23 protein-coding genes are annotated in these 22774 nt (G+C 71.0%); 8 read left to right on the forward strand and 15 right to left on the reverse strand.

The annotated features are described in order from the left end of the window. Positions 1–58: 58 nt before the first annotated feature. Genes ABZ192_RS05855 through ABZ192_RS05875 form a run of 5 tightly spaced genes read right to left on the reverse strand, consistent with a single transcriptional unit; the run spans position 59 to position 5104 of the window. Positions 59–814 carry an SDR family oxidoreductase gene (locus tag ABZ192_RS05855; protein WP_356923274.1) on the reverse strand — a complete coding sequence of 252 codons (756 nt, stop codon included), beginning with the start codon at positions 812–814 and terminating at the stop codon, positions 59–61. 5 nt (positions 815–819) lie between these two features. Beyond that, positions 820–2613 (reverse strand): glycoside hydrolase family 15 protein, encoded by a 1794-nt coding sequence (locus ABZ192_RS05860; protein WP_356923275.1) that lies wholly within the window; start codon positions 2611–2613, stop codon positions 820–822. Between the two features lie 33 nt (positions 2614–2646). Then, complete coding sequence (locus tag ABZ192_RS05865; RefSeq protein ID WP_356923276.1) at positions 2647–2979, reverse strand: hypothetical protein; 333 nt, start codon at positions 2977–2979, stop codon at positions 2647–2649. Next, on the reverse strand, positions 2976–3560 hold the full coding sequence (locus ABZ192_RS05870) for a sigma-70 family RNA polymerase sigma factor (protein WP_356923277.1): 585 nt from the start codon (positions 3558–3560) through the stop codon (positions 2976–2978). Before ABZ192_RS05870 ends, ABZ192_RS05865 begins: the two co-directional genes overlap by 4 nt. After that, complete coding sequence (locus tag ABZ192_RS05875; protein ID WP_356923278.1) at positions 3557–5104, reverse strand: sodium:solute symporter; 1548 nt, start codon at positions 5102–5104, stop codon at positions 3557–3559. Before ABZ192_RS05875 ends, ABZ192_RS05870 begins: the two co-directional genes overlap by 4 nt. A 168-nt stretch (positions 5105–5272) precedes the next feature. Here ABZ192_RS05875 and ABZ192_RS05880 point away from each other — a divergent pair, with 168 nt between their 5' ends. Both ABZ192_RS05880 and ABZ192_RS05885 read left to right on the forward strand, forming a co-directional pair. Then, positions 5273–5485, forward strand: coding sequence for a DUF3311 domain-containing protein (locus tag ABZ192_RS05880; RefSeq protein WP_086852193.1), 213 nt, complete (start codon positions 5273–5275; stop codon positions 5483–5485). A 57-nt stretch (positions 5486–5542) separates the two neighbouring features. Beyond that, entirely contained in the window at positions 5543–7711 is a 2169-nt protein-coding gene (locus ABZ192_RS05885) for a carbon starvation CstA family protein (protein ID WP_356923279.1), read from the forward strand. 129 nt (positions 7712–7840) lie between these two features. On the opposite strand, the gene ABZ192_RS05890 is transcribed toward ABZ192_RS05885, so the two are convergent. From ABZ192_RS05890 to ABZ192_RS05900, 3 genes are all read right to left on the reverse strand, one after another. Further along, complete coding sequence (locus tag ABZ192_RS05890) at positions 7841–8638, reverse strand: SURF1 family protein (protein WP_356923280.1); 798 nt, start codon at positions 8636–8638, stop codon at positions 7841–7843. 49 nt (positions 8639–8687) lie between these two features. Further along, positions 8688–8921, reverse strand: a complete 234-nt coding sequence (locus ABZ192_RS05895; RefSeq protein ID WP_082319948.1) for a hypothetical protein — start codon at positions 8919–8921, stop codon at positions 8688–8690. A 129-nt stretch (positions 8922–9050) separates the two neighbouring features. Beyond that, positions 9051–10052, reverse strand: a complete 1002-nt coding sequence (locus ABZ192_RS05900) for a DEDDh family exonuclease (protein WP_356923281.1) — start codon at positions 10050–10052, stop codon at positions 9051–9053. Positions 10053–10298: 246 nt separating this feature from the next. Between ABZ192_RS05900 and ABZ192_RS05905 the strand changes: the two genes are divergently transcribed. Both ABZ192_RS05905 and ABZ192_RS05910 read left to right on the forward strand, forming a co-directional pair. Then, complete coding sequence (locus tag ABZ192_RS05905; RefSeq protein WP_356923282.1) at positions 10299–11183, forward strand: sterol desaturase family protein; 885 nt, start codon at positions 10299–10301, stop codon at positions 11181–11183. Beyond that, on the forward strand, positions 11180–11860 hold the full coding sequence (locus ABZ192_RS05910; RefSeq protein WP_356923283.1) for a lysoplasmalogenase: 681 nt from the start codon (positions 11180–11182) through the stop codon (positions 11858–11860). Before ABZ192_RS05905 ends, ABZ192_RS05910 begins: the two co-directional genes overlap by 4 nt. Before the next feature lie 18 nt (positions 11861–11878). Here the strand turns inward: ABZ192_RS05910 and ABZ192_RS05915 are convergent, their stop codons facing one another. The 4 genes from ABZ192_RS05915 to ABZ192_RS05930 all read right to left on the reverse strand — a co-directional run bounded on the left by ABZ192_RS05915 (position 11879) and on the right by ABZ192_RS05930 (position 16659). After that, a complete protein-coding gene (locus ABZ192_RS05915; RefSeq protein WP_356923284.1) occupies positions 11879–12889 on the reverse strand; it encodes a CopD family protein in 1011 nt (336 codons plus the stop codon). Positions 12890–12941: 52 nt separating this feature from the next. Beyond that, a complete protein-coding gene (locus ABZ192_RS05920; protein WP_356923285.1) occupies positions 12942–13472 on the reverse strand; it encodes a hypothetical protein in 531 nt (176 codons plus the stop codon). Positions 13473–13549: 77 nt separating this feature from the next. Beyond that, positions 13550–15070: a S8 family serine peptidase gene (locus ABZ192_RS05925; RefSeq protein ID WP_356923286.1), complete on the reverse strand. Its 1521-nt coding sequence runs from the start codon at positions 15068–15070 to the stop codon at positions 13550–13552. 59 nt (positions 15071–15129) lie between these two features. Then, on the reverse strand, positions 15130–16659 hold the full coding sequence (locus tag ABZ192_RS05930) for a S8 family serine peptidase (protein WP_356923287.1): 1530 nt from the start codon (positions 16657–16659) through the stop codon (positions 15130–15132). Between the two features lie 256 nt (positions 16660–16915). On the opposite strand from ABZ192_RS05930, the gene ABZ192_RS05935 reads away from it, so the two are divergent. From ABZ192_RS05935 to moaA, 3 genes are all read left to right on the forward strand, one after another. Continuing rightward, positions 16916–17272 (forward strand): DUF485 domain-containing protein, encoded by a 357-nt coding sequence (locus tag ABZ192_RS05935; RefSeq protein ID WP_020274125.1) that lies wholly within the window; start codon positions 16916–16918, stop codon positions 17270–17272. Further along, complete coding sequence (locus ABZ192_RS05940) at positions 17269–18894, forward strand: cation acetate symporter (protein WP_356923288.1); 1626 nt, start codon at positions 17269–17271, stop codon at positions 18892–18894. The genes ABZ192_RS05935 and ABZ192_RS05940 overlap by 4 nt, the downstream gene beginning before the upstream one ends. Before the next feature lie 171 nt (positions 18895–19065). Then, the gene (moaA, locus tag ABZ192_RS05945) at positions 19066–20055 is read left to right on the forward strand and encodes a GTP 3',8-cyclase MoaA (protein WP_356923289.1); all 990 of its coding nucleotides are present in this window, start codon (positions 19066–19068) and stop codon (positions 20053–20055) included. Between the two features lie 6 nt (positions 20056–20061). Here the strand turns inward: moaA and ABZ192_RS05950 are convergent, their stop codons facing one another. Both ABZ192_RS05950 and ABZ192_RS05955 read right to left on the reverse strand, forming a co-directional pair. Then, positions 20062–20277 (reverse strand): hypothetical protein, encoded by a 216-nt coding sequence (locus ABZ192_RS05950; RefSeq protein WP_356923290.1) that lies wholly within the window; start codon positions 20275–20277, stop codon positions 20062–20064. Positions 20278–20493: 216 nt separating this feature from the next. Then, the gene (locus ABZ192_RS05955; RefSeq protein WP_356923291.1) at positions 20494–20889 is read right to left on the reverse strand and encodes a DUF3099 domain-containing protein; all 396 of its coding nucleotides are present in this window, start codon (positions 20887–20889) and stop codon (positions 20494–20496) included. Between the two features lie 243 nt (positions 20890–21132). Here ABZ192_RS05955 and ABZ192_RS05960 point away from each other — a divergent pair, with 243 nt between their 5' ends. After that, the gene (locus ABZ192_RS05960; protein ID WP_150480061.1) at positions 21133–21408 is read left to right on the forward strand and encodes a GlsB/YeaQ/YmgE family stress response membrane protein; all 276 of its coding nucleotides are present in this window, start codon (positions 21133–21135) and stop codon (positions 21406–21408) included. Between the two features lie 77 nt (positions 21409–21485). Here ABZ192_RS05960 and tyrS read toward each other — a convergent pair whose 3' ends face one another. Further along, a complete protein-coding gene (gene tyrS / locus ABZ192_RS05965; RefSeq protein WP_356923292.1) occupies positions 21486–22754 on the reverse strand; it encodes a tyrosine--tRNA ligase in 1269 nt (422 codons plus the stop codon). Between the last annotated feature and the right edge of the window lie 20 nt (positions 22755–22774).

Below are 22774 nucleotides of genomic sequence, written 5' to 3' on the forward strand. Positions count from 1 at the left end.
AGGGGCGCGGGGAACTGCGCGACGAGCCCCCCCACGAAGCCGCAGACGAGAACGGCGCTCAGAACCCGTGCCGCGCCCCGCCGTCCACCGGCACCATGACCCCGGTCAGATAGGAAGCCGCCGGAGACAGCAGGAACGCCGCCACCCGCCCGAACTCCTCGGGCGCCCCGTACCGCCGCAACGGAATACGCGACTCCGACGCCGCCCTGGTCGCCTCGGGATCCGCCGACAACGCGTCCAGCTCGCGCACGCGGTCCGTGTCGATGCGCCCGGGCAGCAAACCGACCACGCGAACTCCCCGCGGCCCCAGTTCGTCGGACAGCGACTTGGCGAACCCGGCCAGCCCCGGCCGCAGCCCGTTCGAGATCGTCAGCCCGGGAATCGGCTCGTACACCGACCCGGACAGCACGAACCCGATGACACCCCCGGCCTCCAACTCGGCCGAGGCGGCGCGCGCCAGCCGCACCGCACCCAGGAACACCGACTCGAACGCCGTCTGCCACTGCTCGTCCGTGTTGTCCGAGACGAACCCGGCCGGAGGCCCGCCCACGCTGACGAGGACACCGTTGAAGCGCCCGAAGTGCTCCCGCGCGGCCCCGATCAGCATGGCCGGCGCGTCGGGGTCGGCGTTGTCGACGGCCACCCCGACCGCGTTCGGGCCCAGCCCGGCCGCCGCCTCGGCGACGTTCTTCTCGTCCCGCCCCGAGACGACCACCTTCGCCCCGTCCGCGACGAGCTGGCGCGCGGTGGCGTTGCCGAGGCCGCGCGTGGCCCCTGTGACGACGTACACCCGGTCCTTCAGTCCAAGATCCATGCTCCCTATCCTGCCCCGTCCTCACCGAACAGGGCCATGGCGGTGTTCACCAGGCCGATGTGGCTGAACGCCTGCGGGACGTTGCCGAGCTGCCGGCCGGTGACCGGGTCGAACTCCTCGGACAGCAGGCCGACGTCGTTGGCGAGTCCCACCAGCCGCTCGAACAGCTCCCGGGCCTCCTTCGTCCGGCCCGTCATGTGCAGGGCGTCCGCGAGCCAGAACGAGCACACCAGGAAGGTGCCCTCGGAGCCGGGCAGTCCGTCGATCTCCGTCTGGTCCGAGTCGGTGGTGCTGTAGCGGCGCAGGAAGCCGCCGTGGTCCAGCTCCTTGCGCACCGCGTCGATGGTGCCGATCACCCGGGGATCGTCGGGCGGCAGGAAGCCGACGCGCGGGATGAGCAGCAGCGCGGCGTCCAGTTCGCGCGATCCGTAGGACTGCGTGAACGTGTTGCGCTCGGGGTCGTAGCCCTTGTCGCACACCTCGCGGTGCACGTCGTCGCGCAGCGCGCGCCAGCCGTCCAGGTCGCCGTCCAGCTCCGGATGGCGCTCCAGGGTGCGTACGGCACGGTCGGCGGCGACCCACACCATCACCTTCGAGTGCACGAACTGGCGCCGTCCGCCGCGCACCTCCCACAGACCCTCGTCCGGCTGCCGCCAGTGGACGCGCAGGAAGTCCATCAGGGCCGTCTGCAACGCCCACACGTCCGGCTGGGCGGACAGGCCCGATTCGCGGGCCAGCGACAGGGAGTCCATGACCTCGCCGTAGACGTCCAGCTGGAGCTGGTTCACGGCGTCGTTCCCGATCCTCACGGGGGCGGACCCGGCGAAGCCGGACAGCCACGGCAGCTCGAACTCGGGCAGCCGCCGCTCGCCCGCCACGCCGTACATGATCTGGAGGTCCGCCGGGTCACCGGCGACAGCGCGCAGCAGCCAGTTCCGCCAGGCCTCCGCCTCCTCCTGGTAGCCCGCGGCCAGCAGCGCGCCCAGGGTGAGAGTGGAGTCGCGCAGCCAGCAGTAGCGGTAGTCCCAGTTGCGCACCCCGCCCGGCTCCTCGGGCAGTGAGGTGGTCGCGGCGGCGACGATGCCCCCGGTCGGGGCGTAGGTGAGCGCCTTGAGGGTGATCAGGGAGCGGACGACGGCGTCCCGGTACGGTCCGTCGTAGCGGCAGCGCGCCGCCCAGGCCTGCCAGTCCTCGACGCTGTGCCGCAGCGACTCGTACGGGTCGACGAGCGGCGGGCGTTCCTCGTGGGAGGGGTGCCAGGTGAGGACGAACGCGACCTTCTCGCCCTTGCGGACCGTGAACTCCGCGTGGGTCCCGAAGTCCTCGCCCCAGCTGCGCACCTCCGGTTCGCTGCGCAGCCAGGTCGAGTCGGGTCCGGCGACGGCGACGCGGTGGCCGTCGGCCCGGCGTACCCAGGGGATGATCGAGCCGTAGTCGAAGCGCAGCTTGAGGACGCTGTGGAGCGTCACCTCGCCGTCCAGGCCCTCGACGACGCGCACGAGGTCGGGTGCCCGGTCGCGCTGGGGCATCAGGTCGGTGACGCGGACCGTCCCCCGCCCGGTCTCCCACTCGGTGTCAAGGACGAGGGTGTCGCGGCGGTAGGCGCGCCGGGTGCACCGGTCCGCCCCCACGGGAGCGATGCGCCAGTAGCCGTTGTCCTCGTCGCCGAGCAGCTTGGCGAAGCAGGCGGCCGAGTCGAAGCGGGGCAGGCAGAGCCAGTCCACGGATCCGTCCGTGCCGACCAGCGCGGCGGTCTGCTCGTCGCCGATGAGTGCGTAGTCCTCGATGCTCGGGTCCACGGAGTGCGGGTTCCCGGCAAGTCGGCGCGGCAATCAGGGCGAGAGCCGGGGGAGTGACGTGCCGTCGGCGACGGGAGCGCGCGTGCCCGAGAAAATCACCCCCGGATCCGACGGGGCCTGGTTGAGCACCCACAGGCCGATCAGGGTGGCCAGTGTGAAGACGACTGCGATCAGCACGGCGAGCACGAGCCGCCGCCGGCGCTCGCGCCGCAGCCACTCACCGCGTGCCGTGCGATACGCGTCGGGATCCGGAAGCACCCCGCCCGCCAGCACTCGAAGTGCCTCCCGGAGTTCCTCCTCGGTGCGGCCGTGACCGGCCCGGTCGCCACTGGTGCCGTGCGACGGAGTCGCGTCTCGATGCGTCATCGCCGGGCCTCCATCGCCTGGGTCAGGGCGGCGATGCCGCGCGCCGTGTGCGTCTTGACCGAACCGCCGGATATGCCCATCGCGGCGGCTATCTCGCTCTCCTTGAGACCGAGCCAGTGCCGCAGCACCAGCGCCTCGCGCTGCCGGGGCGGCAGCTGCTGGAGCGCGTCGATCAGCACGCGCTGGTCGTCCCGCAGCAGCGCGGCGTGCTCGGCGGAGGCGACCGTGTCGTCCGGCGTGTTCTCCTCGTGTCTGCGGGCGACTTGGAGATGCCGGATCCGCATCCGCGTCAGATTGCAGACGGTGGAGCGCAGATACGCCTCCGCCGCGGCCGCGTCCCGCAGCCGCCGCCACTTGCGGTAGATCTGGTAGTACGCCTCGGCCACCACGTTCTCCGGGTCGTCGGCGCCGAGCAGCACGGCCAGGCGCAGCATCGAGGAGTAGTGCAGCTCGAAGAGATGGGCGACACCTGCCTCGCGCTCCGGGTCGGCGGAGTCGCCGGCCGGGGGAGCGAGGGGCTCGGCCGGTGCCGGTGCCGGTGCCGGTGCCGGTGGCAGTGTGGGGTTCTGTCTGCGTCTCACGGGTTCTTCGCTCCGGTCTCCGGGCGTCGCCGGACGGTCAGGCGGGACGGCAGGTCGGTCGTGTCGGCGGCCCGCGGGACACCGAGGCGGGTCAGCATCGCGGTGCCGGCCACCACGACGGTCAGGTTGAGCAGCAGGGCGGCGAGCCCGGCGTAGATCTCCAGCGGCCGGGCGCCCGTGCCGAGCGGCACGATCGGGGAGAACCCCTCGCGCACCACCAGGTACGTCCCCGACGCCATGCCCACGGCCCACCCGGCGAGCAGCGCCCGCGGGTGCGGCCACCCGGTGAACAGCCCGACGGCGACGGCCGGGAAGATCTGCAGGATCCACACGCCGCCGAGCAACTGGAGGTTGACGGCGTCCTGGTCGCGCAGCCCGAACACGAACGCCACGGCCCCCACCTTCGCGGTGAGCGAGACCGCCTTGGCGATGCGCACCTGCCGCTTCGGCGTGGCCGTCGGATGGACGTACTCGACGTACACGTTGCGGACGAAACTGGTGGCCGCGGCGATCGACATCACCGCCGCCGGGACGAGCGCCCCCACGGTGATCGCGGCGAACACCAGGCCCGCCAGCGGCGCCGGCATCAGCCGGTCCACCAGCATCGGCACGGCCGCCTCGGCACCGCCGCGCGGCGCCCGCACCCCCGCCGCCAGGGCGGCGATGCCGAGGAACCCGAACAGCGCGAGCAGCCCGGTCCAGGCGGGCAGCGCCACCGAGACCTTGCGCAGGGTGCGCGGCCCGTCGGCGGCGAAACCGGCGGTGAGCACGTGCGGGTACATCAGCAGCGCGAGGGCGGAGCCGAGGGCGAGCGAGGCATAGGCCGGCTGCTGCGCGGGGGACAACAACAGCGCCGGGCCGCCCAGCCGCTGCGCCGCGCCCTCGAAGACCGGGCCCGGTCCGCCCAGCCGTGCCAGGACCAGCCAGGTCACCGCGGTGAGGGAGACGAACACCGCCACCGCCTTCAGCGCGGAGATGACCGTCGGCGCCCGCAGCCCGTGCCGGTACGTCGCCACCGCGAGCCCCGCGAACAGCCCGACCAGCACCAGGTCCCCGGCAGCGCCCCGCGGGTACACGCCCCCGGCCGTCAGGACCGCCCTGATGCCCAGCAGTTGCAGCGCCAGGTACGGCATCGTGGCGAGGATCCCGGTCAGCGCCACCACCAGGGCCAGCGGCGGCGACCCGTACCGGCCGCGCACGAAGTCGGCGGCGGTGATGTAGCCGTGCCGCCGGGCCACGCTCCACAGCCGGCTCAGCAGCACGAAGGCGAGCGGGCAGACGATCACCGTGTACGGCACGGCGAAGAAGGCGGGCGCGCCGTTGCCGTAGGCCAGTCCGGGGACGGCGGTGAAGGTGTACGCGGTGAAGATCGTGCCGCCCAGCAGCAGCCAGGTCCAGCCGGGGCCGAGGGAGCGGTCGGCCAGGGCCCAGCCCTCCAGGGAGGGCAGCCGGTCGACCGGGCGCAGCCGCCGCGCGGTGACGGCGAGCAGCGACGCCCCGCCGATCACGGCGAGGAACGTCGCGGTCATGGCGCCGTCAGCCATGGGTCACCGTCCTTGGTGTGCCTGTGCCCTCGCGCGAGAGTTGCGCGGACGGCCCGTCCGGAGGACAGGAAACCGGCGGGAAATCTTTCTCGAACGTGCTGTCAACCACTTCCGGCGAGTGCGCAACTCTTGCACAGACCGACAGCGAGCGGGAGAGGAGCACAGGTCATGGCACGCACCGGGCACCCCCGGCTACGGCGCGTCGCCGTCGCCCTGCTGCTGCTCGCACCCGCGGCCGGGTTGCTGTGGGTTCCGCTGTACGCCGGTGCCGGTCCGCGGCTCGCGGGGACGCCGTTCTTCTACTGGTACCAGCTCGCGTGGGTGCCGGGCTGCGGCCTGTGCCTGCTCGCGGCGTACGCGCTGACGGATCGACACCGCTGATCCGCACTCCCTGAACCGCACCCCCGTTGTGCACACCCGTCGAGGTGAGGAGCCGCCATGCCCGCATCAGCCCTGCCCGAATCCGGACCAGGAGTGCCGGAATCCAGCCCAGAAAGGCAGGAAAAGTTCAGAAAGCGGCCGATTCTGCTCTGGACGGCCGTCTCCCTCCTCGGCGCGGTCGCCTGGGGCGTCCTCGCCCTGGCCCGCGGCGAGCGAATCTCCGCGGTCTGGCTGGTGATCGCCGCACTCGGGTCGTATGCCATCGCCTACCGCTTCTACTCCCGGTTCATCGCCCGACGCGTCCTGCAGCCGGACGACCGCCGGGCCACCCCCGCCGAACGACTCGAGGACGGTGTCGACTACCACCCCACCGACCGCCGGGTGCTGCTCGGGCACCACTTCGCCGCCATCGCCGGCGCCGGACCACTGGTGGGGCCGGTGCTCGCGGCCCAGATGGGCTACCTGCCGGGGACCCTGTGGATCGTGGCGGGGGTGATCTTCGCGGGCGCGGTGCAGGACATGGTCGTGCTGTTCCTGTCGATGCGCCGGGACGGCACGTCGCTCGGGCAGATGGCCCGCGACGAGATCGGCCGGGCCGGCGGCGCCGCCGCCCTGATCGCCGTGTTCGCCATCATGATCATCCTGCTGGGGGTCCTGGCGCTGGTCGTCGTCAACGCCCTCGCCCACAGCCCCTGGGGCACCTTCTCCGTCGCGATGACCATCCCCATCGCCCTGTTCATGGGCTTCTGGCTGCACGTCATCCGCCCGGGCCGGGTCGTCGAGACCAGCCTGATCGGCGTGGTCCTGCTGCTGCTCGCCATCGTCGGCGGCAGCTGGATCCAGGAATCCTCGCTGGCCTCCGCCTTCACGCTCAGTCCCACGACCCTGGTGTTCTGCCTCGTCGGCTACGGCTTCGTCGCCTCCGTCCTGCCGGTGTGGATGCTGCTCGCGCCGCGCGATTACCTGTCCACCTTCATGAAGATCGGTACCATCGCCCTCCTCGCGGTCGGCGTGGTCGTCGCGGCGCCGGTCCTGCGCACGGACGCGGTGAGCGACTTCGCCTCGTCGGGCGCAGGGCCCGTCTTCGCCGGGGCGCTGTTCCCCTTCCTCTTCATCACCATCGCCTGCGGCGCGCTGTCCGGCTTCCACGCGCTGGTCTCCTCCGGGACCACCCCGAAGCTGATCCGGAAGGAGTCCCAGGTCCGGATGATCGGCTACGGCGCCATGCTGATGGAGTCGTTCGTCGCGATCATGGCGCTGATCGCCGCGGCGACCCTGGAACCGGGCCTCTACTACGCCATGAACGCCCCGGCGGCCCTCCTCGGCACGACCGCCGAGTCGGCCTCCCACGCCGTCGCCGGTCTCGGCTTCACCATCACCCCCGACCAGCTCACCCAGGCCGCCAAGGCCGTGGAGGAACAGACGCTGATCGCCCGCTCCGGAGGGGCCCCGACCCTGGCCGTCGGCATGTCGGAGATCTTCTCCGGGGTCTTCGGCGGCGCCGGGATGAAGGCCTTCTGGTACCACTTCGCCATCATGTTCGAGGCGCTGTTCATCCTGACGACGGTGGACGCGGGCACCCGCGTCGGCCGCTTCATGCTCCAGGACATGCTCGGCAACGTGTGGAAGCCGGTCGGCCGGGTCAACTGGAAGCCGGGCATCTGGGTGTGCAGCGCCCTCGTCGTGGCGGCCTGGGGCTACTTCCTCTACACCGGCGCCACCGACCCGCTCGGCGGGATCAACCAGCTCTTCCCGCTCTTCGGCATCGCGAACCAGCTCCTCGCCGCCATCGCCCTCGCCGTCTGCACCACGATCCTGATCAAGTCCGGCCGGCTGCGCTGGGCGTGGGTCACGGGCGTTCCGCTCGCCTGGGTCGTCGCCATCACCTTCACCGCGGGCTGGCAGAAGATCTTCTCAGCCGACCCGAAGATCGGCTTCTTCGCCCAGCGCGCGCGGTACGCCGACGCCCTCGACGCCGGTCAGGTGCTGCCGCCCGCCAAGAACCTCGGCGACATGCACACCGTGGTCACCAACTCCACGGTCGACGGGGTGCTGATCGCCCTGTTCCTGCTGCTGGTCGCCGTCGTGATCGGCAACGCGGCGGTGGTCTGCGTACGGGCGATACGGGCCCCGGGCTCGACTCCGGTCACCGAGGCGCCGTACGTCGAGTCCCGCCTCGACGTGCCGGATGTGCCGGACGAGCCGCTGGCGGGAGCCCGTACGTGAGGGCGGTGCGCTGGGCACGGGCGGTGCGCTGGTACGTGCGGGAACTGACGGAGGTACTGAACCGGTCGCACCGGGAGGAGTGCCGGCAGGGTCGCTGCTGCTGACGCGGCCGGGGGAGGCCGGCGGAGGTCACACCGCCGCCGGCTCCGTCTCACTCGCGTCGGCTTCCCGGCCTGCCGCCTGCGCCCGGTCGCGGGCCTCGCGGCGGGCCAGGACCACCCAGCCGACCGGGACGGCGGCGGAGAACAACCACCACTGGATGGCGTACGCGTAGTTCAGCGCCGCGTCCTCCTTGCCGGGGTCGCCGAGCAGCTCGGGGACGTCGCCCTTGGGCTCGGGCGCCGTCTGCGCGATGTAGCCGCCGAGCACCTGCGCGTCCAGGCGCCGGGCCTCCTGCTCGCTGTTGATCAGCATGATCTGCCGGTCCGGCAGGCCCTTGAGGTCCTTGATCCCGCTGGCCGCGGTCGTCTCACTCGGCATCAGCCGCCCCTCGACGGTCACCTCGCCGTCCGGCGGGGCGGGGACCTTCGGGAACGTGGTCTGGCTCGGGCCGTCCGAGGGGATCCAGCCTCGGTTGACCAGCAGGACCTTGCCGTCGTCGAGGACGAACGGCGTCAGCACGTGGTAGCCGACCTCGTCGTCGGAGTTGGTGCGGCGGCGGACGACGACCTCGTCCTCCGTGTCGAAGCGGCCCTTCGCGGTCACGGTCCGGTACCGCTCGGTGCTGGTGACGGTGTGCCCGGGCGCGGTGAGCTTCTCCACGGGCACCGGCTCGGCCGCCAGCGCGTCGGTGACCAGCTGGTTCCGGGCGGTGCGCTCCTCGTAGCGATGCATCTGCCAGATGCCCAGCCTGATCATCGTGGGGATGAGAAGCAGGGCGATCAGCGTCAGGATCACCCACTGCCGGGACATCAGGAAGCGGTACACCCCACGACCGTACAACTCGGTCGTGGGGTGCATTCAGGCGGGTACGGGTTCAGACCTTGTCGACAATTCCCACCTTTCCCTCCGCGCGGGCGCAGTGGGCTCCGCAGAACCAGTGGCCCTCGACCTCGACGCCCTGGCCGATGATCTGGACCCGGCAGTGCTCGCAGATGGGGGCCATGCGGTGGATCGCGCAGGCGAAGCAGTCGAAGACGTGCACCGCCCCCTGTGCGTGCACCTCGAAGGTCATTCCGTACTGATTGCCACATACCTCACAGGTCGCCATGCGCCACAGGGTGAGCCGTCGCCCCGGCCGGGGCGAGTGGCCGCCGGGCGAGTCGCCCGCCAATCACCCGTCCGTACGGTCGCCTCTTCGTACGGTCCCCCCTCCCGTACGGTCCCGCCTGTCGTACGGTCACCCCTCCGCCGCCGGCTCCACATCCGCGAGGAGTTGCCCGAACGCCGCCTCGTCCACGATCGGCGTGCCGAACTGCCGGGCCTTGACCACCTTGGACGAGCCCGAGTCCGGATCGTTCGTGACGAGCAGGCTGGTCAGCCGGGACAGGCTGGTGGCCACATGCAGCCCGGCCTCGGTCGCCCGGTCCTCCAGCAGCTCCCGCTCGGTCGAGGTGTCGCCGGAGAAGGCGACCCGCATGCCCTGCTTGAGCCGCCCGCCCGTCTCGTAGCGCCCCGGGTTGGGGTAGGGGCAGGCCGGGCGCTTCCGGGAGGGGCGCCAACTGCTCTGGCGGTAGCCGCCGTAGCCGCGCGGTCCGGCCTGCTGTCCGATGCGGGGCGTGGCGGGGCGGTCCGACCACTCCGTCAGCGGCCGGCACTCGTGCAGCGGCAGCCGTACGCCGCTCGCCGCCGCGGCCCTGAGGCTGGGGCGGAACGCCTCCGCCAGCACGCGCGCGTCGTCCAGCGCGTGGTGCGCCTGCCGCTGGACGACGCCGAAGTGCGCGGCGAGCGACTCCAGCTTGTGGTTGGGCAGCGGAAGCCCCAGTTCCTTGGAGAGCGCGATGGTGCACAGCCGCTGCCGCACCGGCGCCTCGCACTTCGCGCGCGCGTACTCCCGGGCGATCATCTGCCAGTCGAAGACGGCGTTGTGCGCGACGAGCACCCGCCCCTCGAGCCGGGCCGTGAACTCCTCGGCGATGTCCTGGAAGAGGGGCGCGCCCTCGAGCGCCTCGCTCGTCAGTCCGTGGATCCACACGGGGCCGGGGTCGCGCTCCGGGTTGACCGTCGTGTACCAGTGGTCCTCGACCTCGCCGCGCGCGTCCAGCCGGTAGACGGCCGCCGAGATGATGCGGTCGTCCCGGGCGAGGCCCGTGGTCTCCACGTCAACGACCGCGTACCCCTTGGGATACGCGGCCGGCCACGCCGTGGGAGAGAACGCTGCGGTCGTCAGGTCTTCCAGCATGGTCACTGAGGATACGGGCCGCGACTGACACCGCCGTCCGCCAGGTGCGCGCGCTCCGCCCTTCCGATACCCCCTCAGGCGCCTTGTCCGGTCTGTCCGTTCGTGAGGCGTACGTCTGACCGAGGCTCAGGAGCCTTCGTGCCGCATCGTTTGGTGGAGATCGCCAAGAAGCAAGCGCGTACCGTCGGTAATACTTGTCGGTAACAACGTCTGGCCGGGACGGGACGGCCGCCCTACGGTTCAGGCATGCCGAACCTGCCCGATGTCGTGCTGTGGTCGATACCCGCATTTGTGCTGCTCACCGTGGTCGAGGTGGTCAGCTACCGCCTCCACCCCGACGAGGACGCTGCGGGCTACGAGGCGAAGGACGCCGCGACGAGCGTCGGCATGGGGCTCGGCAGTCTCGTCTTCGACTTCGTCTGGAAGATCCCGATCGTCGCCGTCTACACGGCCCTCTACGAACTCACGCCCCTGCGCGTGCCCGTCCTGTGGTGGACCGTCCCGCTGATGCTGCTCGCGCAGGACTTCTTCTACTACTGGTCCCACCGCGGCCACCACGTCATCCGCATCCTGTGGGCCTGCCACGTCGTCCACCACTCCAGCCGGAAGTTCAACCTCACCACCGCGCTGCGCCAGCCCTGGACGTCCCTGACGGTGTGGCCGTTCTACGTCCCCCTCATCGCCGCCGGAGTCCACCCGGCCGCGCTGGCGTTCTGCTCCTCCGCGAACCTCGTCTACCAGTTCTGGATCCACACCGAGCGGATCGACAAGATGCCCCGCTGGTTCGAGTTCGTGTTCAACACCCCGTCGCACCACCGGGTCCACCACGCCTCCCAGGGCGGTTACCTCGACCGCAACTTCGGCGGCATCCTCATCGTCTGGGACCGGCTGTTCGGGTCCTTCGTCGCCGAGACCGTGCGGCCCGTGTACGGACTGACCAAGAACATCGACACGTACAACCCGCTGAAGGTGGCGACGCACGAGTACGTGTCCATCGCGAAGGACTTGAAGGCGGCGCGCGACTGGCGTGAGCGCGCGGGGCGCGTGTTCCGGGGGCCGGGGTGGGGGCCCGCGCCGGCCGCGGCGCCGGTGTCCACAACCCGTACGACCACCGAGAGCGCGTCGGCGTGAGCCACTCCCGGCTCTTCCTCGGCGCCTTCGGTCTCGCCGTCGTCGTCGACCTCGCCTCACTCGCGGCCGGCTTCGACGCCGGGCACGCCGTCGCCAAGCCGCTGCTGATGCCGCTCCTGGCGCTCTGGGCCGTCCTGCGCCGGGCGCCCCGGCCCCTCGTGGCCGCCCTGCTGTTCGGCTGGGGCGGGGACGTGCTGCTGCTGTCCGACGCCGAGCCGGCCTTCCTCGCCGGCATGGGCTGCTTCGCGGCGGGCCACGTCTGCTACCTCGTCCTCTTCGCACGGCACGGCAGCCGGTACGCGGTCCCACGCGCGCGTGCGGCCCTCCTGGCCCTGGGCTACGCCACCGCCCTCGTCACGACCGTCGCGCTGCTGTGGCCGGACCTGCCCGCGGACCTGCGCCTGCCCGTCGCCGGGTACAGCCTCCTGCTCACGGCCATGGCGTACCGCGCGGCCCTCCGGCTCGGCCTCTTCACCGGACTCGGAGGCGCGCTCTTCCTGCTGTCCGACACACTGATCGCGACCGGCGTCGCCGACTGGCCGCAGCCGCCCGCGCCGGACTTCTGGATCATGCTCACGTACGTCGCCGCCCAGGCTCTGCTGGCCGGCGGCACGCTCGGGGCACTCAACGCGCGCAGGGCACCGGCCGCGACGTACGGAGAGATGCGCGCCGTCTGAGGCTCAGCGGCCGAGGGGTCACCAGCGGATCGGGAGCGGAAGGGCCGTCAGCAGCCCGGACACGGCGACCACCAGGCCCAGCGCGACCACCTCCGCCCGCGCCGGCGCACAGGCGGTCAGCGGGTCGGCCGCCCGGAGCAGCCGCCGCCGGGCCCACAGGGCGAGGGCGACGACGGCGGCCACGAGGAGCACCTTGGCGAGCAGGGTCCGCCCGTACGCCGTCGTCGTCAGCTGCTCCAGGACCGTCTCCGGCGGCATCCGGCGCAGCGAACTCCACACGCCCGTCGCGGTGATGACGGCGAGCAGAACGGTTGCCACGCGCGCGTAGAGACCCAGCAGGGCCGCGCCCGCCTGTGTGCCGTACCGGCCGTGCCACAGCCGCAGGGACCGCAGCGCGTGCAGCAGGCCGCCCGTCCACAGTGCCGCACAGGTCAGGTGGAGGAGCGTCAGCCCGGAGCCGGTCAGCGAGGTGTGCTCGGTCGCGGGGTGCGCCCGCAGGGCCTCGGCGACGACCACGGCGCCCAGCGGCCACAGCTGCGTGGCCGGCCGGCTCGAGACGGCACACAGCCCGGCCACGAGGAACGCGTTGACCTCCAGCAGGGCCAGCTTGCCGTCCCGGGACGCGTAGAGCCCGCCGACGTCGATGTCCGACAGGCTGTCGGGGACGAGATAGCCCGTCGCCACGACCGAGGCGAGCCCGAGGGCGGCGACGAAGCCCGCGACGGCCGCAAACGCTGACCAGCTCCGCGGCACGACCGGCCGGCCGGCGGCGTCCTCCGCACCCGGCACGGAACGCGCCGGCCCGTTCACGAACGCACCCGGCACGGAACGCGCCAGCCGGTTCACGAACAGTTCGCCGAGCGGTACGCACAGGGCCGCGAACAGCGCCGTGCGCAGCAGGGCCGTGCCACCCGCGCCGGGCGCCGCGGCCTCCCCGGTGCCGTGCAGCGCGGTGGACGGCCCGAGCAGAGGGATCAGCGCGGCCAGTGCCGTCAGCACAAGGACGGCGACGGGTCTTGTCAGGGTCACCCCGAGATCTTCACCAGCCTTCACACGGCTGGGCAAATCCCCGGGAACGAACTCATGCGGCCTTCGAGGCGGCCGACCACCACAACCGGACTTCCTTGCGCACGTCCGTCGGCCGCAGCTCCCATCCCTGCGCGAGCGCGACCTCGGCGACGTACCATCCGCCGACGCCCCGGTAGGCCCGCAGCGGTATCGCGCACTCGACTGGCGGCCGCGGCTTGTTCTTCTCGACCGGAGCCGAGGCCTGGGCGGTCCGCTTCGCGACCGCCTTGTCCACGCGTGCCTTGTAGTAGTCGGCGTCGCCCTCGTGGCGCAGCTCCGGCCAGGACACGCACCAGGAGGCCAGGCGCGCGACCCGGGTCGCCATCACATCCATGGCGCGGAGGTAGCCCCGTTCGAGTTTGTCGCTGAACGCCGTGACCACCTCGGCGAACATGCCGACGACGAGAAACGCGGCCACCACCGCCGCCCACAGCACACACACCACCGGAAACCACACCACGCTCCCGGCGAACCGCAGGGCCAGCTCCCATCTCGGCCGGACCGGTCGAGCCGTCCAGGTCGAGGGATCCACGTACACGTCCATGACAAGGAATCCTGCCCCAGACAGGATGCGGGCCGGGCGGGTGCCCCCGCCCGGCCCGGACTACCTCCACACGAGCTCTACTTGGTCACCGCGTCCAGCGCGTCCGCGATGCCCCAGCCGTAGAAGCCGTTGCGGTTCTTCGAGCCCTCGCACACCGCGTCGATCTTGCCGTCGGCGTCGATGTCGTACGGGTCCGTGCACGCCGTGGCGTCGGCCTCGGCGTACAGGAGGGCCTTCACCAGGGCCGGAGAGGCGTACGGGTGCGTCGACTTGATGAGCGCGGCGACGCCCGCGATGTGCGGGGACGCCATCGACGTACCGGCCATGTAACCCCACTTGCCGCCCGGCAGCGTGCCCAGGATGAGGCCGCTCGTGGCCGGCGCGTCCGGCTTCTGGTAGGCGGTCGAGTCGCCGCCCGGGGCGGCTATGTCGGCGACGCCGAGACCGTAGTTGGAGAAGGACGACTTGATGCCCTTCGCACCCGTCGAGGCGACCGTGACGACGCCCGGCAGCTGGGTCGGGATGTCGAGGCACTTCGAGGGGTCGACGACCCGGTCGCCCGGCGTGGAGTCGTTCGGGGACGACGGGTCGGTGATCTCGTCGGAGGCCAGGTCGTAGTTCTCGTTGCCGGCCGCGGCGACGTTGACCGCGCCCTTCTTCTCCGCGTACCGCGAGGCCCGGCCGACCGCGTCCAGCAGCGCCTTCTGGTCGGGGTCGTTCTTGCAGTTGAAGTACCAGGGGTCGGTGTAATAGCTGTTGTTCGTCACGTCGACCCCGTGCTCGGCCGCCCACACGAAGCCGCACACCACGGCCTCCGTGTAGAAGAAGCCGTCCGGGTTGGACACCTTGATGCCGGACACCTTCACCCCGGGCGCGACACCGGTCATGCCGACGCCGTTCTTCGCGGCGGCGATCTCACCCGCCACGTGCGTCCCGTGCGGGCTCTCCGCCGCGCCCGGCCGCCAGGCCCCGTCGGACGTGTCCGGCTTGCCCGAGACACAGTTGACCGACGCCGCACGGTCGAAGTTGGGCGCGATGTCGGGGTGGGTGTCGTCGACCCCGGTGTCGATCACGGCGACCGTGACCTTCCTGCTGCCCAGCGACTTCTGGTGCGCCTTGTCCGCCTTGATGGCGGGCAGGTCCCACTGCTGCGGCTCCAGCGGGTCCTGGCCGGCCGGGGCCTCGGCCCTGGCGACCTCGGCCGCGCTCAGGGCCTTCGGCGTGCCCAGGTCACCCGTCGACGCCGACGGCAGCGGCTTGGTGCGCGTGGCACCGGCCGACTGCACCCCGCGCACCTTGCGGATGCTCTTGGCGAAGTCGGGGTTCGAGGAGTGGACGACGATGACGCCGATCTGGTCGTACGACGTCACGATCGTGCCCCCGGCCTTGCCGACGGCCTTCTTCACGGACGCCGAAGTGCCGTGGCCCGGCTTGACGTTGACGACGTAGCTGAGGGAGGTCGCGTCGGCCGAGACCGGCGCGGGCGCCTCGTCGGCGGCCGTGGCCGAGGTGTTCGGCAGGAACGCGAGGGCCGTGGCAACGGCCATCCCGGCCGGGATCGCGACGGCGCGGCGGTAGCGCGCGTGCGGCGCAGTCATGGTGTCTCCAGTTCGTTCGCGGTACGAGCGGGTTGTGCGGAAGGTCTGGGAAGCGCGCGTCACTTGACGGCGCGCAGCGCGTTGACGATGCCGTACCCGTAGAAGCCGTTGACGCGCTTGCCGCCCTCGCACACCGCGTCCTGCGTGCCGTCACCGTCCTGGTCGTACGACTCGGGGCAGGCCGTCCGGTCGGCCTGGGCCTTCATCAGGGCCTGGAGCTGGGCCGGGGACGCCCACGGGTGCTTGGACTTCAGCAGCGCGGCGACGCCGGAGGCGTGCGGGGAGGCCATCGAGGTGCCCTGCAGGAAGCCGTACGCGCCGTTCGGCAACGTGGACAGGATGCGGCCGTCCTTCGAGGGCGTGTCGGGTATCTGGTAGCGCCGGTCACCGCCCGGCGCCGCGACGTCGACGACGCCCTCGCCGTACGTCGAGAAGTACGACTTGACGCTGTCGACGCCCGTCGAGCTCACCGTGACCACACCCGGCAGCTGGTTCGGCACGTCGAGGCACTCGTGCGGGTCGATGGTGCGCTCGACGGGGGTGGAGTCGTCCGGGCTGGAGTCGTCGACGATCGCGTCCGCGTCCAGGTCGTGGTTGGAGTTGCCCGCGGCGGCGACGTTGAGCGTGCCCTTCTTCTGCGCGTACAGCTGCGCCCGGTTGACCGCGTCGACGATGGCCCGCTGGTCGGGGTCGTCCATGCAGTTGTAGAGCCACGGATCGACGTAGTAGCTGTTGTTCGTGATCTCGACGCCGTGGTCGGCGGCGAACACGAAGGCGCACACCACGCTCTCCGGGTAGAACAGACCGTTCGCCCGGTCGGTCACGTTGATGCTGGAGACCTTCACACCAGGTGCGACGCCGGCCACACCGATTCCGTTGCGCGCGGCGGCGATCTCACCGGCCACGTGCGTGCCGTGGTAGTCCTCCGGGGTGTACGGCCGCCAGGCGCCCTCGCTGGTGTCGGGCTTGCCGCCCGCGCAGTTGGCGGACTGGGACGCGGAGAAGTTCGGGGCGATGTCGGGGTGGGTGTCGTCCACGCCGGTGTCGATCACGGCGACGGTCACCTTGCCGCTGCCCGGGTTGATCTTCGCGGCCTTGTCGGCGCCGATCGCGCGCAGGTCCCACTGGTCGGCCTCGAGGGGCTCGCTCTCGGGCGTCTTCGCCGAGGCGGCCTCGGTGCGCTTGGCCTGAGCGGCCGTCAGGTACTCGACCGCGCCCTCCTCCTTGGTCCCCGCGGCCGTCACGGGCGTCGTGCGCGTGGCACCCGCCGACTGGACCCCGCGGGCCTCGCGCACGGTCTTGGCGAAGTCGGCGTTCGAGGAGTGGACGACGATCACGCCGATCCGCTCGTACGTCGCCACGACCGAGCCGCCGGCCTTCCCGATCGCCTTCTTCACCGACGCGATCGTGTGCCGGTCCGCCTTGGTGTTGACGACGTACGCCAGTGTCGGCGCGTCCGCCGTCCGGGTGACCGACTCCGCCTGCGGGGCCGCCGACGCGGCGGCGGGCAGGAAGCCCAGCGAGGCCGTCAGAGACAGCACGACGGGCACGGCGAGGGCGAGCCGACGTCTGGAACGCAAGTGAGACATGGGGTCTCCACATCCTCCGGAAACGAAACCGGCCCGAGGCACAGGTGGTGCTCGGGCAGGTACATGACGAGGTGGTGCAGGGCGAAGCTATCCCGCGCTCTCGCTGGCCAGCAACGTTTTGTCGAAACGACTTCGGAAAGAACGCCGCGCGGTTGAACCGGTTCTCGCGTGCCGCCGTGACGTTGGACAAGGAGCGCGAGGACACTCGCCTCCGTCCCTGTTCACAACCGCTTCCGTCATCGCGAGGAGACTCTCCGTGGCCACCGACGCACCGCCCCCCTCGAAAGAACAACACAAACTCCCCTCACCCGAGGAGTTCAGCGAGGTGCAGGAGAGCGCGGAGTTCGGTGAACTGCGCCGCTCCTACCGCTCCTTCGCCTTCCCGCTGACCGTCGCCTTCATCGCCTGGTACCTGCTGTACGTCCTGCTGTCGAACTACGCGGGCGGCTTCATGGGCACCAAGCTGTTCGGCAACATCAACGTCGCCCTCGTCTTCGGCGTCGCCCAGTTCGTCACCACGTTCCTCATCGCCTGGTGGTACTCCAAGCACGCCGCCGCGAACCTCGACCCCAAGGCCGAGGCCATCAAGTCCCGGATGGAGGGCGGCGCATGAGCACCGCACAGCAGACCCTTCTCGCCGCGAACGAGGCCAGCGAGCACCGCCCGCTGATCATCACCCTGTTCGCGCTGTTCGTCCTGGCCACCCTCGGCATCACCATCTGGGCGGGCCGCCAGACCAAGGACGCCGCCGACTTCTACGCGGGCGGGCGCCAGTTCAGCGCCTTCCAGAACGGCCTCGCCGTCTCCGGCGACTACATGTCGGCCGCGTCGTTCCTCGGCATCGCCGGCGCGATCGCCATCTTCGGCTACGACGGTTTCCTCTACTCCATCGGTTTCCTGGTCGCCTGGCTGGTCGCCCTGCTCCTCGTGGCCGAGCCGCTGCGCAACTCCGGCCGCTACACCATGGGCGACGTGCTCGCGTACCGCATGCGCCAGCGCCCGGTCCGCACCGCCGCCGGTACGTCGACGATCGTCGTGTCGATCTTCTACCTGCTGGCCCAGATGGCCGGCGCGGGCGTCCTCGTCTCGCTGCTGCTCGGCATCACCTCCGACGCCGGCAAGATCCTCATCGTCGCCCTCGTCGGCGTCCTGATGATCGTCTACGTCTCCATCGGCGGCATGAAGGGCACCACCTGGGTCCAGATGATCAAGGCCGTGCTGCTCATCGGCGGCACCATCCTGATCACCTTCCTGGTGCTGCTGAAGTTCAACTTCAACATCTCCGACCTGCTCGGCACGGCCGCCGAGAAGAGCGGCAAGGGCGCGGCCTTCCTGGAGCCCGGCCTCCAGTACGGCGCGACCGGCACCTCCAAGCTGGACTTCATCTCCCTCGGCATCGCCCTGGTGCTCGGCACCGCCGGCCTGCCGCACATCCTGATCCGCTTCTACACGGTGCCCGACGCCAAGGCCGCCCGGAAGTCCGTGAACTGGGCCATCGGCATCATCGGCGGCTTCTACCTGATGACGATCGCGCTCGGCTTCGGCGCCGCCGCGCTCATCTCGCAGGAGGAGATCATCGCCTCCAACCCGTCCGGCAACACGGCGGCACCCCTGCTCGCCCTGCACCTCGGCGGCGTCGACTCGACCTGGGGCGCGATCCTGCTCGCCACGATCTCGGCGGTGGCCTTCGCGACGATCCTCGCCGTCGTCGCCGGCCTCACCCTGGCCTCGTCGTCGTCCTTCGCGCACGACATCTACGCCAACGTCATCCGCAAGGGGAAGGCCTCCGGCGCCGAGGAGGTCCGCGCGGCCCGCTGGGCGACCGTCTTCATCGGCGTCATCTCCATCGGCCTGGGCGCCCTCGCCCGCGACCTGAACGTGGCCGGCCTGGTCGCGCTCGCCTTCGCCGTCGCGGCCTCCGCCAACCTGCCGACGATCCTCTACAGCCTGTTCTGGAAGCGGTTCACCACCCAGGGCGCCCTGTGGTCGATCTACGGCGGTCTGATCGTCGCCGTCGGCCTGGTGCTGTTCTCGCCCGTCGTCTCCGGCGATCCCAAGGCGATGTTCCCCGAGGCCGACTTCGCCTGGTTCCCGCTGAAGAACCCGGGCATCATCTCCATCCCGTTCGGCTTCCTCATGGGCTGGCTCGGCACGGTCCTGTCCAAGGAAGAGCCCGACGTCAAGAAGTTCGCCGAGCTGGAGGTCCGGTCCCTGACCGGCACCGGCGCCCACTGAGCACCAACCCCCTCGCGCGGCCGCGTCGTAGGAACCTCCAGGTCCCTGCGACGCGGCCGCGTCCCGCGTCGTGGGATCGGGCCTGTGGTGATGTCAGTGGTGTCACGTAGGCTCTCAGGTGTCGGAGAAGAAGTGCTCCGGGCACGATCTGCGTCGAGGGAGGGGGCCCACGTGCTCATCGACACCTACGGCCGAGTGGCCACCGACCTGAGGGTCTCGCTGACCGACCGCTGCAACCTGCGCTGCACGTACTGCATGCCCGAGGAGGGCTTGCAGTGGCTGGCCAAGCCGGACCTGCTCACGGACGACGAGATCGTCCGCCTGATCGACATCGCGGTCACCTCCCTCGGTATCGAGGAGGTCCGCTTCACCGGCGGCGAGCCCCTGCTGCGCCCCGGCCTGGTCGGCATCGTCGAGCGCGTCGCGGCCCTGGAGCCGCGCCCCCAGATGTCGCTGACGACCAACGGCATCGGCCTCAAGCGCACGGCGGCGGCCCTGAAGGCGGCGGGCCTGGACCGGGTCAACGTCTCCCTCGACACGCTCCGCCCGGACGTCTTCAAGACCCTCACCCGCCGCGACCGCCACAAGGACGTCATCGAGGGCCTGCACGCCGCGCGCGATGCCGGCCTGACCCCGGTCAAGGTCAACTCGGTCCTGATGCCCGGCCTCAACGACGACGAGGCCCCGGACCTCCTCGCCTGGGCCGTGGAGCACGACTACGAGCTGCGCTTCATCGAGCAGATGCCCCTGGACGCCCAGCACGGCTGGAAGCGCGACGGCATGATCACCGCCGGGGACATCCTGACCTCCCTGCGCACACGTTTCGAGCTGACCCCCGAGGGCGAAGAGGCACGCGGCTCGGCACCGGCGGAGCGGTGGCTGGTCGACGGCGGCCCGCATGTCGTCGGCGTGATCGCCTCCGTCACCCGCCCCTTCTGCGCGGCCTGCGACCGCACCCGCCTCACCGCCGACGGACAGATACGCACGTGCCTGTTCGCCCAGGAGGAGACGGACCTGCGCGCCGCCCTCCGCTCGGACGCCCCGGACGAGGAGATCGCCCGCATCTGGCGCCTGGCGATGTGGGGCAAGAAGGCGGGAGCTGGCCTGGACGACCCGACCTTCGTGCAGCCGGACCGGCCTATGTCGGCGATCGGGGGCTGAGGGACCTCAGCGGTCGGTCTCTTCCCACTCCTCGAGAAGAACGACGTCCTTCAAGAACCCCCGCACCCCGAGGAACTGCGACAGATGCTCGCGATGCTCCTCGCACGCGAGCCACGTCTTGCGCCGCTCCGGCGTATGGATCTTCGGGTTGTTCCACGCCAGCACCCACACGGCAGCCGCACGGCAGCCCTTCGCGGAACAGATGGGCGTCTCGTCACTCACAGCTTCGTCTCACCACTGCACACAGAAAAGGCGACGCCGAGCAGCCACGGGGGGAGCTGCCCGGCGTCGGTCCGTCGCTCCGACGGGGGATGCGGAGCGCGTACGAAGTATGTCACGGGTAACCCCGCGCCCGGCACCTGAACAGCATGATTGATCTGAGCTTTTCTTGAGCTTGGCGGGAAGATGACTTCCACTTGTGATCGCCCCCGAGCGCCTCTACCGCTCTTGCTGCTCGGTCCGCGCGCCCGGCACAGTCCCGGACACGGCGTCTTCCGCGCCGGATTCCGCGGGGCCGTCCTGCGTGCCCGGCGGCGCGATCATCGGCCGGACCGGCGGCACCACGAACGTCGACGGCAGAGACGGCGCGTTTTCACGCCCGGCGTTCGCGATCACCACCGCGATGTACGGCAGCACCAGCCCGAGCACCAACGCCACCACGGCGACGTGCCGTTCGACGTTCCACAGTGTGGCCGCGAGGATCACGGAGATCGTGCGCACCGTCATCGAGATCACGTACCGGCGCTGCCGCCCTCGGACGTCCTCCTGAAGTCCGGCCCGGGCGCCGGTGATCCGGAACACCTCGACGTGTCCGCCGCCATGCTGCTTCCGCATCGCATTCCACCATCCGCCCGTATCGGATCTCCCCGCCCCGTAACCGCCCTCGGCCGGTCGGGGACCCTGCCCAGAGCAGCTTCCACGTTACGCCGCGCCTGCGTCGGCTACGAGACCGGGGCCGGTCCAGCCGGGGCGAACGGCGTGAGCCGTGATACGTACGGCCATCCCCGGCATGCGGCGTAGGGCACCTGGGCCGACACTGGGCGTAGTGCTCACGTCGAGCCGTACGAGGAGGCAGCGATGGGCTGGTTGTGGGCGATCATCGTGGGACTGGTACTCGGTCTGCTCGCCAAGGCGATCATTCCGGGCAAGCAGCACGTACCCCTGTGGCTGACCGTCATCCTGGGCATGATCGGCGCCATCGCCGGCAACGCCATCGCCCGGGCGGCCGGTGTCGACGCCACAGCGGGCATCGACTGGTGGCGGCATGTCTTCCAGCTGGTGATGGCGGTCATCCTCGTCGGTCTCGGTGACCGGGCCTGGACGGCGGCCAGGGGAAGCAGACGAAGGGCCTAGCAGGGCACAACGGGGCACACGGCGAAGGGGGCGGCCTCCGGACCGGAGACCGCCCCCTCGCTCGCGTTCTCGCGCGCTCAGGCGCCGGTGACCTCCACCGCCGCCAGGTTCTTCTTGCCCCGGCGCAGCACCAGCCAGCGGCCGTGCAGCAGGTCCTCCTTGGCGGGGACCGCGTCCTCGCCGGCGACCTTGACGTTGTTCACGTACGCACCGCCCTCCTTGACCGTGCGCCGCGCGGCCGACTTGCTGGCCACCAGACCGACCTCGGCGAACAGGTCGACGACCGGGCCGAGCTCGGCGACCTGGATGTGCGGCACCTCCGACAGGGCCGCGGCCAGCGTCCGCTCGTCGAGCTCGGCCAGCTCGCCCTGCCCGAAGAGGGCCTTGGACGCGGCGATCACGGCGGCGGTCTGGTCGGCGCCGTGCACCAGCGTCGTCAGCTCCTCGGCCAGCGCACGCTGGGCGGCACGGGCCTGCGGACGCTCCTCGGTCTGCCTCTCCAGCTCCTCCAGCTCCTCGCGGGAGCGGAAGGACAGGATGCGCATGTACTTGGAGATGTCCCGGTCGTCCACGTTCAGCCAGAACTGGTAGAACGCGTACGGCGTCGTCATCTCCGGGTCGAGCCAGACGGCGCCGCCTTCGGTCTTGCCGAACTTGGTGCCGTCCGCCTTGGTCATCAGCGGCGTCGCCATGGCGTGCACCGAGGCGTCCGGCTCCAGCCGGTGGATCAGGTCCAGGCCCGCCGTGAGGTTGCCCCACTGGTCGCTGCCGCCCTGCTGGAGCGTGCAGCCGTACCTCCGGTACAGCTGGAGGAAGTCCATGCCCTGGAGGATCTGGTAGCTGAACTCCGTGTAGCTGATGCCCTGGTCCGACTCCAGACGACGGGCGACGGAGTCCTTCGTCAGCATCTTGTTGACGCGGAAGTGCTTGCCGATGTCCCGGAGGAACTCGATCGCGGAGAGGTTCTCCGTCCAGTCGAGGTTGTTGACCATGACGGCCGCGTTCTCGCCCTCGAAGTCCAGGAACGGCTCGATCTGGCCGCGCAGCTTGTCGACCCAGCCGCGGACCGTCTCCGGATCGTTCAGCGTGCGCTCCGCGGTCGGACGCGGGTCGCCGATCAGGCCCGTGGCGCCGCCGACCAGCGCCAGCGGCCGGTGACCGGCCTGCTGGAGCCGCCGCACGGTCAGCACCTGCACCAGGTGCCCCACGTGCAGCGACGGCGCCGTCGGGTCGAAGCCGCAATAGAACGTGACGGGACCGTCCGCGAGCGCCTTGCGCAAAGCGTCCTCGTCAGTGGACAGGGCGAACAGCCCGCGCCACTTCAGCTCGTCGACGATGTCCGTCACGGTTCTCGTGTCTCCTCGAT

The organism is Streptomyces sp. NPDC006235 (assembly GCF_040613735.1).
Lineage (GTDB): Bacteria > Actinomycetota > Actinomycetes > Streptomycetales > Streptomycetaceae > Streptomyces.

Coding starts and splice junctions, on each gene's coding strand:
- ABZ192_RS05855 (WP_356923274.1), bottom strand. CDS start 814: ATGGATCTTGGACTGAAGGACCGGGTGTACGTCGTCACAGGGGCCACG.
- ABZ192_RS05865 (WP_356923276.1), bottom strand. CDS start 2,979: ATGACGCATCGAGACGCGACTCCGTCGCACGGCACCAGTGGCGACCGG.
- ABZ192_RS05875 (WP_356923278.1), bottom strand. CDS start 5,104: ATGGCTGACGGCGCCATGACCGCGACGTTCCTCGCCGTGATCGGCGGG.
- ABZ192_RS05880 (WP_086852193.1), top strand. CDS start 5,273: ATGGCACGCACCGGGCACCCCCGGCTACGGCGCGTCGCCGTCGCCCTG.
- ABZ192_RS05885 (WP_356923279.1), top strand. CDS start 5,543: ATGCCCGCATCAGCCCTGCCCGAATCCGGACCAGGAGTGCCGGAATCC.
- ABZ192_RS05895 (WP_082319948.1), bottom strand. CDS start 8,921: ATGGCGACCTGTGAGGTATGTGGCAATCAGTACGGAATGACCTTCGAG.
- ABZ192_RS05900 (WP_356923281.1), bottom strand. CDS start 10,052: ATGCTGGAAGACCTGACGACCGCAGCGTTCTCTCCCACGGCGTGGCCG.
- ABZ192_RS05905 (WP_356923282.1), top strand. CDS start 10,299: ATGCCGAACCTGCCCGATGTCGTGCTGTGGTCGATACCCGCATTTGTG.
- ABZ192_RS05920 (WP_356923285.1), bottom strand. CDS start 13,472: ATGGACGTGTACGTGGATCCCTCGACCTGGACGGCTCGACCGGTCCGG.
- ABZ192_RS05925 (WP_356923286.1), bottom strand. CDS start 15,070: ATGACTGCGCCGCACGCGCGCTACCGCCGCGCCGTCGCGATCCCGGCC.
- ABZ192_RS05930 (WP_356923287.1), bottom strand. CDS start 16,659: ATGTCTCACTTGCGTTCCAGACGTCGGCTCGCCCTCGCCGTGCCCGTC.
- ABZ192_RS05940 (WP_356923288.1), top strand. CDS start 17,269: ATGAGCACCGCACAGCAGACCCTTCTCGCCGCGAACGAGGCCAGCGAG.
- ABZ192_RS05955 (WP_356923291.1), bottom strand. CDS start 20,889: ATGCGGAAGCAGCATGGCGGCGGACACGTCGAGGTGTTCCGGATCACC.
- ABZ192_RS05960 (WP_150480061.1), top strand. CDS start 21,133: ATGGGCTGGTTGTGGGCGATCATCGTGGGACTGGTACTCGGTCTGCTC.